Source organism: Bradyrhizobium sp. WBAH42 (assembly GCF_024585265.1).
Taxonomy (GTDB): Bacteria; Pseudomonadota; Alphaproteobacteria; order Rhizobiales; family Xanthobacteraceae; genus Bradyrhizobium.
Genome location: NZ_CP036533.1, coordinates 6445695 through 6462102 on the forward strand (window position 1 = coordinate 6445695; position 16408 = coordinate 6462102).

17 protein-coding genes are annotated in these 16408 nt (G+C 64.1%); 6 read left to right on the top strand and 11 right to left on the bottom strand.

Annotated elements, in window-relative coordinates:
• Window positions 1-7 precede the first annotated feature (7 nt).
• Window positions 8-988 carry an ADP-glyceromanno-heptose 6-epimerase gene (gene rfaD / locus DCG74_RS30455; protein ID WP_172785302.1) on the bottom strand — a complete coding sequence of 327 codons (981 nt, stop codon included), beginning with the start codon at window positions 986-988 and terminating at the stop codon, window positions 8-10.
• Between the two features lie 157 nt (window positions 989-1145).
• On the opposite strand from rfaD, the gene waaF reads away from it, so the two are divergent.
• A complete protein-coding gene (waaF, locus tag DCG74_RS30460; RefSeq protein WP_172785303.1) occupies window positions 1146-2252 on the top strand; it encodes a lipopolysaccharide heptosyltransferase II in 1107 nt (368 codons plus the stop codon).
• Window positions 2253-2433: 181 nt separating this feature from the next.
• On the opposite strand, the gene DCG74_RS30465 is transcribed toward waaF, so the two are convergent.
• Complete coding sequence (locus DCG74_RS30465; protein ID WP_172785304.1) at window positions 2434-3471, bottom strand: glycosyltransferase family 4 protein; 1038 nt, start codon at window positions 3469-3471, stop codon at window positions 2434-2436.
• Window positions 3472-3597: 126 nt separating this feature from the next.
• Here DCG74_RS30465 and galE point away from each other — a divergent pair, with 126 nt between their 5' ends.
• From galE to DCG74_RS30480, 3 genes are all read left to right on the top strand, one after another.
• A complete protein-coding gene (gene galE / locus DCG74_RS30470; protein ID WP_172785305.1) occupies window positions 3598-4611 on the top strand; it encodes a UDP-glucose 4-epimerase GalE in 1014 nt (337 codons plus the stop codon).
• Window positions 4612-4729: 118 nt separating this feature from the next.
• The gene (locus DCG74_RS30475; RefSeq protein WP_172785306.1) at window positions 4730-6532 is read left to right on the top strand and encodes an ABC transporter ATP-binding protein; all 1803 of its coding nucleotides are present in this window, start codon (window positions 4730-4732) and stop codon (window positions 6530-6532) included.
• 36 nt (window positions 6533-6568) lie between these two features.
• A complete protein-coding gene (locus tag DCG74_RS30480) occupies window positions 6569-7270 on the top strand; it encodes a fumarylacetoacetate hydrolase family protein (RefSeq protein ID WP_172785307.1) in 702 nt (233 codons plus the stop codon).
• Between the two features lie 127 nt (window positions 7271-7397).
• Here the strand turns inward: DCG74_RS30480 and DCG74_RS30485 are convergent, their stop codons facing one another.
• The 4 genes from DCG74_RS30485 to DCG74_RS30500 all read right to left on the bottom strand — a co-directional run bounded on the left by DCG74_RS30485 (window position 7398) and on the right by DCG74_RS30500 (window position 10166).
• Window positions 7398-7856, bottom strand: a complete 459-nt coding sequence (locus tag DCG74_RS30485; RefSeq protein WP_172785308.1) for a nuclear transport factor 2 family protein — start codon at window positions 7854-7856, stop codon at window positions 7398-7400.
• 13 nt (window positions 7857-7869) lie between these two features.
• Complete coding sequence (locus tag DCG74_RS30490; RefSeq protein WP_172785309.1) at window positions 7870-8799, bottom strand: aspartyl/asparaginyl beta-hydroxylase domain-containing protein; 930 nt, start codon at window positions 8797-8799, stop codon at window positions 7870-7872.
• Between the two features lie 141 nt (window positions 8800-8940).
• The gene (locus DCG74_RS30495) at window positions 8941-9096 is read right to left on the bottom strand and encodes a hypothetical protein (RefSeq protein WP_172785310.1); all 156 of its coding nucleotides are present in this window, start codon (window positions 9094-9096) and stop codon (window positions 8941-8943) included.
• A gap of 146 nt (window positions 9097-9242) precedes the next feature.
• Window positions 9243-10166: a LysR family transcriptional regulator gene (locus DCG74_RS30500; protein WP_172785311.1), complete on the bottom strand. Its 924-nt coding sequence runs from the start codon at window positions 10164-10166 to the stop codon at window positions 9243-9245.
• Between the two features lie 213 nt (window positions 10167-10379).
• Here DCG74_RS30500 and DCG74_RS30505 point away from each other — a divergent pair, with 213 nt between their 5' ends.
• Both DCG74_RS30505 and DCG74_RS30510 read left to right on the top strand, forming a co-directional pair.
• Window positions 10380-11090 (top strand): SDR family NAD(P)-dependent oxidoreductase, encoded by a 711-nt coding sequence (locus DCG74_RS30505; RefSeq protein ID WP_172785312.1) that lies wholly within the window; start codon window positions 10380-10382, stop codon window positions 11088-11090.
• A gap of 16 nt (window positions 11091-11106) precedes the next feature.
• Window positions 11107-11343: a 4-oxalocrotonate tautomerase family protein gene (locus DCG74_RS30510; protein ID WP_172785313.1), complete on the top strand. Its 237-nt coding sequence runs from the start codon at window positions 11107-11109 to the stop codon at window positions 11341-11343.
• A 72-nt stretch (window positions 11344-11415) separates the two neighbouring features.
• Here the strand turns inward: DCG74_RS30510 and DCG74_RS30515 are convergent, their stop codons facing one another.
• The 5 genes from DCG74_RS30515 to ahcY form a co-directional block, all read right to left on the bottom strand.
• Window positions 11416-12045 (bottom strand): phasin family protein, encoded by a 630-nt coding sequence (locus tag DCG74_RS30515; RefSeq protein ID WP_172785314.1) that lies wholly within the window; start codon window positions 12043-12045, stop codon window positions 11416-11418.
• Window positions 12014-12676, bottom strand: coding sequence for a ParA family protein (locus tag DCG74_RS30520; RefSeq protein ID WP_172785315.1), 663 nt, complete (start codon window positions 12674-12676; stop codon window positions 12014-12016). Before DCG74_RS30520 ends, DCG74_RS30515 begins: the two co-directional genes overlap by 32 nt.
• Before the next feature lie 139 nt (window positions 12677-12815).
• Window positions 12816-14282 (bottom strand): NAD(P)/FAD-dependent oxidoreductase, encoded by a 1467-nt coding sequence (locus tag DCG74_RS30525; RefSeq protein WP_172785316.1) that lies wholly within the window; start codon window positions 14280-14282, stop codon window positions 12816-12818.
• Window positions 14283-14330: 48 nt separating this feature from the next.
• Entirely contained in the window at window positions 14331-14750 is a 420-nt protein-coding gene (locus DCG74_RS30530; protein WP_172785317.1) for a nuclear transport factor 2 family protein, read from the bottom strand.
• A gap of 168 nt (window positions 14751-14918) precedes the next feature.
• Entirely contained in the window at window positions 14919-16340 is a 1422-nt protein-coding gene (gene ahcY, locus DCG74_RS30535) for an adenosylhomocysteinase (protein WP_172785318.1), read from the bottom strand.
• Between the last annotated feature and the right edge of the window lie 68 nt (window positions 16341-16408).

The following is a 16408-nucleotide window of genomic DNA, read 5'->3' on the forward strand; positions in this document are numbered from 1 at the left end:
CAGGGCCTCAGCGAAAGCGGTCGGGCCGGTCGAGATAATCCCCGACATAGGCCTTCACCGCGTCCTCGAGCGTCGTGAAGCCGCCGTTATAGCCGGCGCGGAGCAGACGATCGACCTCGCTCTGGGTGAAATACTGGTAGCTATCGCGGATCTGCTCGGGCATGTCGATGTATTCGATGTTGGGCCTGGCGCCGAGCGCGGCATAGGCAGCCAGCATGAGGTCCTTGAAGCTGCGCGCTTTGCCGGTGCCGACGTTGAACAGACCGGACACCGACGGCGTCGCCAGCAGCCACAGGACGACGCGCACGACGTCGTCAACATAGATGAAATCGCGACGCTGATCGCCGTGCTCGATGCCCTCGCGATGCGACTTGAACAGCTGCACGACCCGACCAGCCCTCACGTCGTCGAAGCGTCGCGCCAGCACGCTCATCATCGAGCCCTTGTGATATTCGTTCGGGCCGAACACGTTGAAGAATTTCAGGCCGGCCCATTGCGGCGGGAGCCGGTCGCAGCGCGCCGCTCGTTCGGCAATTGCGAGATCGAACAGGTGCTTGCTCCAGCCGTAGAGATTCATCGGCCGCAATTTCTTCAGCGCCGGCAGCGAGGAATCGTCGTCGAAGCCGTCCGTGCCGTCGCCATAGGTCGCCGCCGAGGACGCGTAGATGAACGGCACCGCATTCATCGTGCACCAGTCCAGAAGGCGCATCGACAGGCGGAAATTGGTCTCGATGACGAGGTCGCCGTCGGTCGCTGTGGTTGCGGAAATCGCCCCGAGATGGATCACGGCCTCGAGCTTGCGGCCCTTCAGCCAGTCCATCAGCTCGGCGGGGGGAACGATATCCACAATCTGCCGCTTGGCGAGGTTGCGCCATTTGCCTTCGGTTCCGAGGAAATCGCAGACCACGACGTCGCTGCGGCCGGCCTCGTTCAGCGCGGCCACGACATTCGATCCGATAAAACCGGCCCCGCCGGTCACCAGCAACATTCCACCTACCTGCCCGATTTAAGTGCCCGATCCTGCCGTAGCGCATGATCCGCCAAAGTGTAAGCGGTTTTGGGATTGCTCTTCTGCCGGCTTTACCTCCCGGCCCGGAGCGGCTAACCGAGCCGCCATATCGGCACGTCTTCGGTCCTAATAACCAATGAACACTGATTCGCAACTTGGTGGTGATGCAGACCGGAGCGACACGCGCCCGATCCTGATCGTTCCCTACATGTGGATCGGCGATTTCGTGCGGAATCACACCGTCGTGCGGGTCCTGAAGGAGCGCTGGCCGAACCGGCCGGTCGATCTGCTCACCACGTCCCTGTGCGCCCCGCTGGTCGATTACATGCCCGGGGTACGCGCCGGCGTGGTCTGGGACATGCCCCGCAGCCGGCTCGCCGTCGCGCGCCAGTTCGGCCTGGCCAAGCTGCTTCGGGAACGGAACTACGGCACCGCCCTGGTGCTGCCCCGGACCTGGAAGGCGGCGATCGCGCCGGCGCTGGCCGGTATTCCCGAACGGGTCGGTTTCGTCGGCGAGTTCCGGTTCGGCCTGCTGAACCGCTGGCGCTGGGGCGAGAAGAAGCTGCCTCGCTTCATCGACAAGAACGCCGCCCTCGCCCAGCCCGACGGCGCGCCCCTGCCGGCGGAATGGCCGGTGCCGCAACTGCGCGTTCCGGCCGAGGACATCGCCCGCTGGCGCGAAGCCAATGGCCTTGGCGCCGGCGCCGCGGTGGCGCTTGCCCCAGGCTCGGTCGGCGTTTCAAAGCGCTGGACCTATTATCCCGAAGCTGCCCGCCTGCTGGTCGAGCGCGGCCTCGAGGTCTGGGTGGTCGGCGGCCCCGCCGAAAAGGGGCTTGCCCAGGAGATCGTCGCCGCCGGCGGCCCGGGGACTGCTGGCGGCCCTGGGACCGCTCGCGGCCCGGGGGTGCGCGATCTCACCGGGACCGATCTGCGCAACGGCGTCCTCGCCATGGCCGCCGCCGGCGTTGCGATCTCCAACGATTCCGGCCTGATGCACATCGCAGCCGCCCTCGGCACGCCGACCATGGGCATCTTCGGTCCCACCAGCCCCTACCTCTGGGCCCCTCTGAACGGCCTCGCCGCGACACTGGTGCAGGACAAGGAAGCGCTGTCCTGCCAGCCCTGCCAGAGCACGGTCTGCAAGGTGAACGACCACCGCTGCATGCGGAATATTGCAGCTAGCGAGGTGGTGGGAATTGCGCAGCGGGTGCTGAAGGAGGTGGGGGCAAGGGTGACCAGCTGAGCCGATCAGGGCTCGCGGCAATGATGACATCCTGCCACTGTTTTGCCCGACGAGTCAAAATGCGATTCGAAAAATCCGCAATAGATTGAGCCCTCTCGCCAAGCCATTGATTTTGCTGACCCCGCCTACTGTGCATGGGGTTGTTTTCGCAGTTTTTGTGTCGCAGCATCAGGAGCTGTGCTCAGAGCAGCGGCCGATAGATCTCGCCGATGCGCGCCGCCTCGGCATCGAGGCTGAAGAGTTCGAGCACCCGCGCCCGCCCACGCTCGCCCATCGCGGTCGCCGCGGCCACATCGCGCATCAGCGGCTCGAGCGCCGCAGCAAGCGCGTCGGCATCACCAGTCGGGATCAGCACGCCGCTGACGCCGTCCTCTACCACAAGCTCGGCCGCGCCGGCGCGTGCGGCGACCAACGCGCTGCCCGCCGCCATCGCCTCGATCAGCGTCAGCCCAAAGCCTTCGTTGCGTGAGGTGAAGGCGTAGATCGTCAGCCGCTGGTACCAGCGCTGCACCGCTTCGATCGGCAGCTCGCCGGTGATGACGATGCGCGATTGCAGGCCGGCTGCCTCGATGCGCTTCTTCAGGTCGTTGGCGAAGGGCGTCTGCTCGGCCGTGACCTGGCCGACGATGACAGCGATGAAATCGGGATAGCGCGGCAGCAGGCGGCACATCGCATCGACGAACAAATCGGTGCCCTTCTGCGCGCGCACGCGGCCGAAGCAGCCGATGGCGTAGCGGCCCGGCAGCGCGGCTTCGGCAAAGGCGGCGGTGCGATCGGCCGGCGGCGCATAGACATCGGTGTCGACGCCGTGCGGAATCACCGTCGCCTTCACCTTCAGGAACGAGGCCGAGAGATCCGATGTTGCGATGATCGCGTCCATGCGCCGGATCAGCCAGCGCGTGATCCAGCTGTGATGCCGCTGCGCTGCCGAGGTGAACACGAGCTTGAGCGGCCAGCCGAGCGCGCGCAAGCCAACGCCGGCGATCATCTCGTTGTTGCGGCGTGCGTGCCAGATCAGCGGTGCCTTGCGGCGCCAGAGCTGGAGGAAATCTCCAATGCTCAGGCGCGCGATCCCTTCCGGCGCGTCGGAGCCGAACCAGGCGGCGCGGTACAGCTTTGCCAGCCGCGGCGCCACCATCCGGTTGGTCGCGGTGACGCCGGAATAGCGCCTGTGTAGATTTGGCACGATCACTTCGAGATCGCCCTGGGAATTCGCCACGTCATGCTCCGTTTCGCAAAGTCCCTATACGCAACATTAAGCATAGTGACCAGTTCAGGCGCGCCGATACCCCCTCTTCACCACGCAAGCGCTAGCTTGGCGCGTTGATCGAAGACGGGTGAGATCATGACTGTGCTAGTCACCGGCGGCGCCGGCTATATCGGAAGTCACACGGTCCTGGCGCTGGCGGAGGCCGGCGAGGACGTCGTCGTGATCGACGATCTCTCCACTGGCTTCTCGGCCTATCTGCCAGAAGGCGTGCCGCTGTTCATCGGCGATGCCGGCGACGAGAACCTGCTCGAAGGCGTGATCGCCCAGCACGACATCGAGAGCATCATCCATTTCGCCGGCTCCGTGGTCGTGCCGGATTCGATGCGCGATCCGCTCGGCTATTACCGCAACAACTTCACGACCGCGCGCAACCTGCTCAACGTCGCGGTCAAGCGCGGCATCGGCCGCTTCATCTTCTCCTCGACCGCTGCCGTCTACGGCAATCCGGACCAGGTGCCCGTGTCCGAGCACGCGCCGACGCGGCCGCTGTCGCCCTACGGCTCATCGAAGCTGATGACCGAGATCATGCTGCACGACGTCGCCGCCGCCTACGGCATGCAATACGTAACCCTGCGCTATTTCAACGTCGCCGGCGCCGATCCGCAGGCGCGCATTGGCCTTGCCACCGTCGGCGCCACGCATCTGCTCAAGATCGCGGTGGAAGCCGCCACCGGCCAGCGCGCCAAGATCGACGTGTTCGGCACCGACTATCCGACCCCCGACGGCAGTTGCATCCGCGACTTCATCCACGTCACGGACCTGTCGCAGGCGCATCGCTCCGCGCTGGCCTATCTGCGCAATGGCGGCGCCTCGACCACGCTGAATTGCGGCTATGGCCGCGGCTATTCGGTGCTAGAGACCATCGATGCGGTGCGCCGGGTTTCAGGCCGCAGCTTCGCCGTGCAATACGCCCCGCGCCGGCCCGGCGACATCATGACCATGGTCGCCGACACCAGCCGCATCCGCAGCCTGCTCGACTGGCGGCCGCAATACGACGACCTCGAGACCATCGCAGCCCATGCGCTGGCCTGGGAGGACAAGCTGTTCCGCGAGCGCCACGGCGAGCTCCGCCACGCCGCCTCGGCCTAGAATCATCCCAAGCGCAAGCCCTTAATTGGGCTTGAAAAACCCGGCTTGAGCGGGCACAGAGGCCCATCGATCCCTGACGCGCGGGCAGGCTTTGTCCTGCGCCGTCAATGGACACCGGATGGCGCAGTTTCCAAAGAAAATCACCGACGATCCCTATGCGGCCATGGCCCTCGTGCGCCGGCTGATCACGGAACAGGGCATCGTCTACTGGCGGCGCTACCTCGTCGCCTTCGCTCTGATGGCCCTCGCCGCCGGTGCGACCGCTGCTGCGACCTACGTCCTCGGCCAGGTCATCAACCAGGCCTATGTCGACAAGAACATCCCGGGCATCGCGATGTTCTCAGGAATCACGGTCGCCCTGCTGTTCATCAAGGGCGTGGCGACCTACGGCCACATGGTGATCCTGACCAAGATCAGCAACGCGATCCTCGCCACCAACCAGCGCCAACTGTTCGCCAAGCTGATGCGCGAAAACGTCGGCTTTTTCTCCGAGCGGCACTCGTCCGAGTTCCTGGCGCGGCTGACCGCCGGCGCCAAGTCGATCACGGACGTGCTGAACATGCTGGTCAACGCCATCGGGCGCGACCTCTTGATGCTGCTCGCCATGATCGGCGTGATGGTGTGGCAGGACCCGCTGATGTCGTTCATCGGCCTCGTCGCGGTGCCACCGGCGATGCTGGTGCTGCGCAAGCTGGTCAAGCGCATCAAGGGCCTCGCCTTCAACCAGTTCACCGGCACTGCCGACATCATGGAGACCATGCAGGAATCGCTGCAGGGCATCCGCACCGTCAAGGCGTTCACGCTCGAAGAGACCATGCAGAAGCGCATCGACGAGAACATCGCGGTCGTCGAGCGCAACGCCAACAAGATGGCCCGCGTCGCCAACCGCTCCAACCCGCTGATGGAGATGCTGGGCGGCTTCGCGGTCGCCGGCTGCCTGATGTATGGCGGCTACGCCGTGGTCGCGCTCAACGCCACGCCCGGCGCGTTCTTCTCGTTCATGACCGCGTTCCTGATGGCGACCGAGCCGGCCAAGCGGCTCGCCCGCCTCAACATCGATCTCAACAGCCAGTTGGTCGGCGCCCGCATGCTGCTCGAGGTCGTCGACAGCCCCGCGAGCGAGCAGTCCGACGATGACAAGCCGGCGCTGAAGCTGACAGATGCCCGCATCGAGCTGCGCGACGTCAGCTTCTCCTATCGCTCGGGCGAGACCGTGCTCAACCGCATGAGCTTCGTCGCCGAGCCCGGCAAGGTGACTGCGCTGGTCGGCCCTTCCGGCGGCGGCAAGTCGACCGTGCTGGGGCTGCTCCTGCGCTTCTACGAGGTGACGCAAGGCGACATCGTGATCGACGGCCAGTCGATCTCGTCGGTCTCACGCAAATCGCTGCGCGCCCAGACCGCCTATGTCGGCCAGGACGTCTATCTGTTCCGCGACACGATCCGCAACAACATCGCCTTCGGCAAGCCGGGCGCCAGCGAGAACGAGATCGTCGAGGCGGCGAAGGCGGCCTGCGCGCATGACTTCATCATGGGCTTCCCGCTCGGCTACGACACGCCGGTCGGCGAGCACGGCACCCAGCTCTCGGGCGGACAGCGCCAGCGCATTGCGGTCGCGCGCGCGCTGCTCAAGAACGCGCCGATCATCCTCTTGGACGAAGCCACCGCCGCGCTCGATTCCGAATCCGAGCGGCAGGTACAGGAGGCGATCGAGCATCTGTGCCAGAACCGCACCACCATCGTGATCGCGCACCGCCTGCACACCATCATGCACGCGGACAGCATTCTGGTCGTCGAAGGCGGCGAGATCGTCGAGCAGGGCCGGCATGATGAGCTGCTCCGCCGCGGCGGCCGTTACGCCTCGTTCTTCCGCCTGCAACATCACGACGCCGGCGCTCTGGCGCCGATCAGCGCAACCGCATAGAGTTCGTTCCACCTCAAGACCAGCGAGACCGCACCTATGAACGCCGCCTCCTACGTCATCCCGCTTCCGCCCCAGGCTTCGCTTCCCGTCGTCGGCGAAAGCGGCCGTTATCCGGTTCGCCGCATCTGGTGCGTCGGCCGCAACTATCTCGAGCACATCCGCGAGATGGGCAATGACGAGCGCGCCCCGCCGTTCTTCTTCGCCAAGCACGCCGACATGCTGGTGCCCGACGGCGCCACCATTCCCTATCCGCCGCTGACCAAGGATCTGCATCACGAGGTCGAGCTCATCGTCGCGATGAAGAGCGGTGGGCTGAACATTGCCGCCGACAAGGCGCTGGACCACGTCTACGGCTACGCCGTCGGCATCGACCTCACTCGCCGCGACCTCCAGATCGCCTCGCGCAAGAAGGAGCGCCCGTGGGAGATCGGCAAGTCGTTCGACCATTCGGCGCCCTGCTCCGCGCTGCAGCCGGCCTCGAAGATCGGCCATCCCGCCAAGGGCAAGATCTGGCTGACGGTCAACGGCAAAGAAGCGCAGAAGGGCGACCTCACCGAGCTGATCTGGAACGTGCCCGAGATCATCTGGCAGCTCTCCCAGCAGGTGAAGCTCGCCGCCGGCGACATCATCATGACCGGCACGCCCGCCGGCGTGTCGCAGCTGCAGCCCGGCGACAAGCTCGAATGCGGTGTCGACGGCGTCGGCACGCTGAAGGTGAGCATCGGCCAGCCGGAGTAGGGCCTCGATATTGTAGGGTGGATTAGCGAAAGCGTAATCCACCACTACAGACGCACGACAACAAAGAACGTCAATTGTTGCTCGCGCCTATTGGTGGATTACGCTTCGCTAATCCACCCTACGGGAGCTACCAGGCCTTCACCGGCCGATTGGCATGGCTTACCTGCGGTACACCGCGATTGAGCGACATGTGCGAATGCACGCACAGCCAGCCATCGCCATTTTTCGAAAACACCATCGTCGCGCGGCCGGGGCGCGCAAACGTGCTGCCATCGGGATGATAGCCCGTGCTCGTCCACGGCGCGATCACGGTTGCCATCATGCCGTCCGGTGATACCAGAACGGACGTCTGATCGAGGACGAAGCGGAAGTCGGTCGTCTTCGGCCAGACGTTGTCCCATTGCGTCTTGACCCATTGATCGAGGCCGGGGATGACGTCGTTATGGGTACCGAAGGCGAGCACGTCGGGATGGAAGAGCGGCCGCGCCGAGGCGTAGTCGACCTCGCGGACATAGCCCGCGAAGGTCTCCAGCCACTCGCAGAAGACCTGCGTGATCTCTGCGTTCGCGGTCGGCAAGCAACTCATCGCGACGCGCCGATCACCTGATCGCCGACATCACGATGAGGCCGAGGATCAGCGCCGTCAGCGAGTATTTCAGCGTGTAGTAGACGTTGCGGTTCCACTCCTTCACCTTGCGGCTGGCGAGGTGGATCTCGTAGAGCTTGCCGAACACCTTGTTGAGCACGCCGACATTCTCACCGTCGACGTTCTGGGTCGCCGACGCCTTGACGATGTGATGGCTGACCCAGCGGTTGATCGCGGTCATGAAGCCGTACTTCATCGGGCGCTCGACGTCGCAGAACAGGATGATGCGGTTGACGTCGGTCGCATTCTCGGCGCTGTGGATGAAGGTCTCGTCGAACATGAAGGCTTCGCCGTCGCGCCAGACGCATTCGACACCGTCGACGAGGATCCGGCACTTGTTCGAGTTCGGCGTGACCAGGCCGAGGTGATAGCGCAGCGAGCCCGCGAAGGGATCACGATGCGCCCCTAACTTGCCGCCTGGCGGCAGCATCGCGAACATGGCGCCATGCACGCTCGGGATCGATTTGAGCAGCTCCACCGTCTTCGGGCACAGCGTGTTGGCCGACGGCAGGAAGTCGTCGTACCATTTCAGGTAAAATCGCTTCCAGCCGCTCTTGAAGAACGAGTAGAAGCCCCAATCGTTGTTCTTCGCCGCCGCGCGGATGAAGCCTTCGTCGAACAGGCGCACGGCCTCGTCGCGGATGGTCTCCCAGTTATCGCTGAGGGGTTTGAGCTCCGGAAACTGATCGACCGAGATCACCGGCCTGTTCGGCACTGCCGAGCCGGCGTACATCAGCACGTTGTACGGCGCGAGATAGGTCGAGTGGTCGCCGAGCTGGCGCGCGAAGCGCAGCCGCTGCTTGCCGCGGAAGTGAACGTAAATCGTCGAGGCGGCAAGCACATACAAAATGACGAGCTGCGGCGCAAAAAGCTGTTTCAGCATTTCCCCAATCCCAAGTGATCCAGCCGGGGTGTCGTGTAGCCCGACCCCGCCTGAGCGGCAAGATATTCGCCGGTGGGTTGCAATCACGCCGGAGAGAGCAAGGGGACGGAATTAGGGTCAAACTGGCCGAAACGAGCCGAATCAGGCCCGCGACAGCGCCTGCAGGCCCTTGAAGGTCAGGCGCTTGGGGTCGGTGACGCCGGCGAGGTAGAGCCGGCGGATGAAGGCGATGACGGCGTCGCGGTCGCAATCGGTCAGCGCGACGACGGCGTCGACCGCTGTTCTCTGGGCTTCCATTGGGCTCACCTCGACCTTGCGAGTAACCCCGGCCGAGACAGGCTAGGACTCATCCGTTAAATCGGCGTTAACCGTTGTGGAAGCGTCGCCGATTCAGCCGCCCCGCCGTATACGCAAAACAACGCATTGCGCAGGCGTGAAGCGGCTCAGCGCGCCTTGATGCTCTGCTTCAGCAGCGCGAACTGCTTCTTCAGCCGGGGCACGGCGAAGTCGGTGAAGGCGCGCACCTTGGGCACCGAAAGCCGGCCCTGCGGACAGATCAGATGCGCAGGCATCTCCGGATCCTTGTCGCCGGCAAGCAGGATCTCGAGCTCGCCGCGCGCGACCTGCTCGGCCACCTGGTACGAATACATCCGCGCCACGCCGCGCCCGGCCACAGTGGAGGCCACTGCCGCATAGGTGCTGTTGACGACGAGCCGCGGGGTGAACTGCACGGTGCGCGGCGCCGACGAGCCCGCCTGCGGCGCAAAGGTCCAGGAATTCGGCAGGTGCGCCATCGCGACGATCTGGTGCTTGGCGAGATCACCCAGCTCAGTGATGCGCGGATGCTGTTTCAGGTAACGGGGAGCGGCCACCACAACGCGACTGATCCCGCCGACCCGCATCGCCACCATCGCCGAGTCCGCCAGCGGACCGATGCGAAGCGCGATATCGACGCCTTCCTCGATCAGATTGACCGCACGGTCGAACAGCAGGAGTTTTGCCGACACGGTCGGATAGGCGTCGAGAAACGCGTCGAGGATCGGCCGCAGCACCATCTCTCCCGAGACCACCGGAGCGGTGATCGTGAGCAGACCACGCGGTGCCGTGCGCGGTCCGGCCGCGATGTCCTCGGCTTCCTCCAGCTCGGTGAGCACGCGGCGGCAGACCGCGACATAGCGCTCGCCCTCCTCGCTCAGCTTGATCGAGCGTGTCGTTCGGTGCAGCAGCTCGGCGCCGACCCGCTCTTCCAGAAAGGCGATGGCACGGCTGACGGCTGCCGGCGAGCGGCCGAGCTTACGGCCCGCGGCAGCGAGGCTCCCCTCGTCCACCGCAAGGACGAACACCTTCATCGCGTCCAGACGATCCATGCGCTCGCCGCAGCCCCCTGAGATTTCGGCTGAAAGCTAGGCGTTTGCGTCGGCTGCGACAACCTCCGCAAGGATCGGTCCGGCATTCGTTCGCGCTGCGAAAGAGTGTCTGCCGGGCAGCGGATATTCGCAAGTAAGCCGCCGCAGCGTACCTCAACGCCCAAGCCAGCCCGCCGCTGGCGCAGGTTTTCAAGCCAAAAACAGGAGTCCGTCATGGGTATCGAGCAGAAGGTCGCCATCATCACCGGTGCATCGCAGGGTATCGGCGCCGCCCTGGTTCAGGGCTTTCGCGATCGCAACTACCGCGTCGTCGCAACGGCGCGCTCCGTCAAACCGTCGAGCGACGAAGACGTCCTCGCCATTGCCGGCGACATCGCCGACCGAGCCACCGCCGAGCGTGTGGTCTCGCAGGCCGTCGCCCGCTTCGGCCGCGTCGACACGCTGGTCAATAATGCCGGCATCTTCGTCGCCAAGCCGTTCACGCAGTACACGGCCGAAGACTATGCGGCCGTGATGGGCACCAACGTCGCCGGCTTCTTCCACATCACCCAGCTCGCCATCGCCGAGATGGAGAAGCAAGGGTCCGGCCATGTCGTCCAGATCACGACCACACTGGTCGATCAGGCCAATTCGAACGTGCCCTCGGTGCTGGCCTCGCTGAGCAAGGGCGGGCTGAACGCCGCGACCAAGTCGCTCGCGATCGAATACGCCAGGCGTGGCATTCGCGTGAACGCGGTGTCGCCCGGGATCATCAAGTCGCCGATGCACGCCGTCGCGACGCATGCGCAGTACGGCGCGATGCATCCCGTGGGCCACATGGGCGAGATGTCCGACATCGTCGATGCCGTGCTCTATCTCGAGGGCGCTTCCTTCGTCACCGGCGAGATCCTGCATGTCGACGGCGGCCAGAGCGCCGGCCACTGAGAGGAGGAGAACGACAATGCCCATCGTCACCATTCAAGTGACCCGCGAGGGAACGACGCCGGGAGCGGCGTCGGTTACCGTGGAGGAGAAGGCGGCGCTGATCAAGGGATCGAGCGAGCTGCTGCGCGACGTTCTCGGCAAGCCGCTCGAGGCCACCTTTGTCGTGATCGAGGAAGTTGACACCGACAATTGGGGCTGGGGCGGCCTGCCCGTTCAGGAATTCCGGCGCCGCCGCGCCAGCCAGACAGGATGATCCGGGCGCCGTCCGCGCAAGAGGATGACATGACCAGTGCAGATACGAAGCGACACGTCGAGGCCCGCGGCATCACCTGGCACTGGGCTTTGTCATGCTTTGAGCAAGCGACCTCAGCAACTCGGTTTGCCTCAGGACCAACTCACATTGCTTTCGCGCATGCGTGCCCGACAGCTCAACCAACTCCGCCAGCGTTTTTGCACGGCCTAGCTCCCGCGCATACTCCAAGGTCGCGCCCGCGTTGATCTTCATCAGTTCGAGCACGACGGTGCGACACTCGGCTGCCGTTCCAATCGCGTCGATGAGATCGCTTTCCGCGACAACGGTTCCATTGGCCTCTGAACTCACACTGGCCAGCCGTGACTTTGCGAGGTCGTTGGCGTAGTCGAGCGTAGCGCTCATGCCGTCCAAGGCGCGGGCTTGATACTCCTTGGCCATGTCCACGATGAGATCAGTGGTGGTCCTGCTCGGAGGTTCAGGTCTTGCAACGATGGCGCTGGCCGCTTCTTGTGCCGGAACAATCATCGGAGCAGGCGCTTCTTGCGCGATCCGCGGCGCTTCCTGGGGGAAGACGGCGACTGGGCCCGGCGGCATGGCCAAGCCCTCGTCGACCGCACGGCTCACTTCCGCCGCCAGTTCCAGCAGCGAGCGACGCCCGGTGCGTCCAACGTCAGCAGGCAGCTTTGAGCGCGCCTTTCCCATAATCGTCCGACTCCTCGGCCAAGTGCGCCGCGATCCAACCCCACAAACATACAATTTCGCCCGAAGCTTTGCCCGCAGGCGCGAACTCCGTCACGCCCAACCCTGCTCCGAGCGCATCCTGGTGATCGTTACGCTGCGCAATAAACGGGAGCGCAAGCATGCCGAGCGAGCTTAGCGATGTGGCAGCTTCGCTCAGCCGGCACCCCCGCGTCGGCGTCTGATTGAGGATGAAGGCAAATCGGCGGTTGAGCCTGCGAATGGCGATCAGTGTAGGGATTGCGGCTTCGATGTCGGCCGGGCTTGGGCGCGCCGGGATGAGACAGAGATCCGCGCAGGCGATGACGCGCAACGCCAGGCTGTTGGTCGTGGCAGCTGTGTCGATGATGGCAAGCCAGACGCCTTCGGCCTTCAGGCGCGTGATCAACGGATCGATCTCGGCAGGATCGGTAACGCGCTCGACGCGGGGATAGGGATGATCGCGGCGCTCTTTCCATTTCGAGATCGTACCTTGCGCGTCCGCCTCAATGAGAGCGACGCGCTCAGCGCACTGCGTTGCTGCCACCGCCAGTCCAACGGACAGCGTACTCTTGCCGCTTCCGCCTTTTTGCGTGACCAGGGCAAGGACGTGCATGTCCCGCGCTCCCCTTAAGACGGCAACGACGCGGAACTCAGACGTTGTCGGAAATTTTCTTGCAGCGCAAAAATACTACCGCAAGTCGCGATTCGTCTCAAGCGAACGCGAGGCAATCCCGGCATCCTACTTAGCAAGTTCAGGAATACTGCATCACGCCGTCGTCGATCCGGCCGAAGCGCAAGGAGACGATGTCGAGCGCGTAGTTCTGGTGGAGGCGCCACGGCCGCTTCGAGCCCTGCTTCGGCATTTTGGCGATCGAGCGCTGCACGTAGCCTGAGGTGAAATCGAGCGAAGGCTGCGCGGTGATGGTGGAATCGTCATTGTGCGGCATGCACTGGCGGAAATTGTGCCGGTCCATGTAGTTGATGAGGCGGCAGACATATTCGCAGGTGAGGTCGCATTTCAGCGTCCAGGACGCGTTGGTGTAGCCGAAGGCGGAGGCCATGTTCGGCACATCGGCATACATCATGCCCTTGTAGGTCAGCGTGTTGGCGAAATCGACGGAGCGGCCGTCGACGCTGACCTCGAGGCCGCCGACGACCTGGAGCACAAGCCCGGTCGCCGTCACGATGATGTCGGCGGCGAGTTCGCGGCCGTCCTTCAGGCGGATGCCCTCATGCGTGAAGGTGTCGATCTCGCTGGTGACGACGCTGGCGCGCTGCTCGCGGATCGCCTTGAAGAGGTCGCCGTCGGGCACCAGGCACAGCCGCTGATCCCAGGGATTGTAGCGCGGCGTGAAATGGGTCGCGACGTCGTAGTCCGGGCCGAGCGCCATCTGCACGCCTTTGAGGATGAGGTCCTTCACCTTCGCCGGCCGGCGCCGGCTGAGCTGGAAGAAGAACATCCCCCACATCACGTTGCGCCAGCGGATCAGGTGATAGGCAAGCTGCGCCGGCAGGTTGCGGCGCAGCTTGTTGGCCACGGGATCCTGCGCCGGCCGCGACACCACATAGGTCGGCGAACGCTGCAACATGGTGACCTGCGCCGCCTTCTTGGCGAGCTCCGGCACCAGCGTCACCGCTGTCGCACCCGAGCCGATCACGACGACACACTTGCCCGCGTAGTCGATGTCCTCGGTCCATTTCTGCGGATGCACGATGCGGCCGGCGAAATCAGCGGCACCCTTGAACTCCGGCGTGTAGCCCGCCTCGTATTTGTAATAGCCCGAGCACAGAAACAGGAAATTGCAGGTGAAGCACACCAGCTCGGCCGCGCCCTCGCCCGTGATGCGCTCGGCCTCGACGGTCCACCGCGCATCCGGCGTCGACCACGCCGCACGCTTGACACGGTGGTGGAAGTGGATGGGCTTGTCGATGCCGTTCTCGCTGGCAGTCTCGCGCACATAGTTCAGGATCTGGGGCCCGTCGGCGATCGCCTTCGGATCGGTCCACGGCTTGAACGAATAGCCGAGCGTGAACATGTCGCTGTCGGAGCGGATACCGGGATAGCGAAACAGGTCCCAGGTGCCGCCGATGCAGTCGCGTCCCTCGAGGATGACGTAGCTCTTGCCTGGACACTTGGTCTGCAGATGATAGCCGGCACCGATACCGGACAGGCCGGCACCGACGATCAGCACGTCGAAATGTTCTTTGGTTTCGGCCATGGCGTTTCTCCTGTCACAGGATGGCAGCGCCGCGCCAAATTGCAACCGTCAGGTCGCTGCAGCGACCACACACGCCGTATCGAAATACTCGTAGAACTCAACGGCTTTACCGTCCTTGAACCGCCAGTAATCGATCTTCGGCGTCTCGGCGGTCTTGCCCGTCTTCTTGTTGGTCCAGGCCGTCGAGCCGCGTGCGACGACTGCGTCTCCTTGCGCGATATACTCGTCGATCGTGTAGTGCTGCATGGTCCATTCGGAAAGCAGCCGGTCGAAGTATTCGCGCAATTCCTTGCTGTCGCGATACTGCTTGGCGAAATCGAGCGGCGCGACACCCCGCGGCACCGATGCAAAATTGACGTTCGGGGCGACGACGGCGTCAAACCAGTGATCGACGCTGCCCCCACGACTTTCATGCCAGAGCCGATACGCCTCTTTCAGGATGTGGACATTCGCGGCTTCATTGGACATCGCATTCCTCCATAATGCTTTCGGTATCTGACAATACGCGTACGGAAATGGCCGCCCGCTGCAAAAGTGGCAGGCTTGTTTTGGCTCTACCTGAAGGGTATCAGACAGCCGGATAATAAAAAAGGCCCCGGATTGCTCCGGGGCCTTTTATCGCAAATGCGTGCGATCTCAGTACCGGTAATGGTCCGACTTGTACGGACCTTCCTGCTTCACGCCGATATAGTCGGCCTGGTCCTTGCGCAGCTCGGTGAGCTTGACGCCGATCTTGGAGAGGTGCAGGCGGGCGACCTTCTCGTCGAGGGTCTTGGGCAGCACGTAGACCTTCTTCTCGTACTTGCCGTCCTTGTTGTTGGCGAACAGCTCGATCTGCGCCAGCGTCTGGTTGGTGAAGGACGCCGACATCACGAAGGACGGATGGCCCATCGCGTTGCCAAGGTTCACGAGGCGGCCTTCCGACAGCAGGATGATGCGGTGCTTGTCGGGGAATTCGATCTCGTCGACCTGCGGCTTGATGTTGGTCCACTTCAGATTGCGCAGAGACGCGATCTGGATCTCGTTGTCGAAGTGGCCGATGTTGCAGACGATGGCGCGATCCTTCATCGCGCGCATGTGCTCGATGGTGATGATGTCCTTGTTGCCGGTGGCGGTGACGAAGATGTCGGCGCGCGGCGCGGCGTCTTCCATGGTCACCACCTCGTAGCCTTCCATCGCGGCCTGCAGCGCGCAGATCGGATCGACTTCCGACACCATGACGCGGCAGCCGGCCTGGCGCAGCGAGGCGGCCGAGCCCTTGCCGACGTCGCCGAAGCCGGCGACCATCGCGACCTTGCCCGACAGCATCACGTCGGTGCCGCGGCGGATGCCGTCGACCAGCGATTCACGGCAGCCATAGAGGTTGTCGAACTTCGACTTGGTGACGCTGTCGTTGACGTTGATGGCCGGCCACAGCAGCGTGCCCGCCTTCTGCATGTCGTAGAGGCGATGCACGCCCGTCGTGGTCTCCTCGGACACGCCCTTGATGCTGTTGGCGATCCCGGCGAAGTAGCCCTTCGGCTTTTCCTTGAGCTGCTTCTTCAGAAGCGCGAAGAAGACTTCCTCTTCCTCGGAGCCGGGCTTGTCGAGGAAGGCGGTGTCGCCGTTCTCGGCGCGCAGACCGAGATGGACATACATGGTGGCGTCGCCGCCGTCGTCGAGGATCATGTTCGGATGACCGCCGCCGTGCCAGTCGAACAGCTTTGCGGTGTAGTCCCAGTAATCCTTCAGCGTCTCACCCTTGACGGCGAAGACGGGAATGCCGGCGGCGGCGATCGCAGCGGCAGCATGATCCTGCGTCGAATAGATGTTGCAGGAGACCCAGCGGATGTCGGCGCCGAGCGCGGCGAGCGTCTCGATCAGCACGCCGGTCTGGATCGTCATGTGCAGCGAGCCGGCGATGCGCGCGCCCTTCAGCGGCTGCTTCGGACCGTACTCCTCGCGGGTGGCCATCAGGCCGGGCATCTCGGTCTCGGCCAGCGAGAGCTCCTTGCGGCCGAACTCGGCGAGCGAAATGTCCTTGACGATGTAATCGGTGAAGCCGGGCTTCGCGTTCATGTCTGTTTCCTAATCAGTGAGGGCTGGCGTGTCAGTACCAAAGCAAGCTGAACGCTATGTGGCACCAT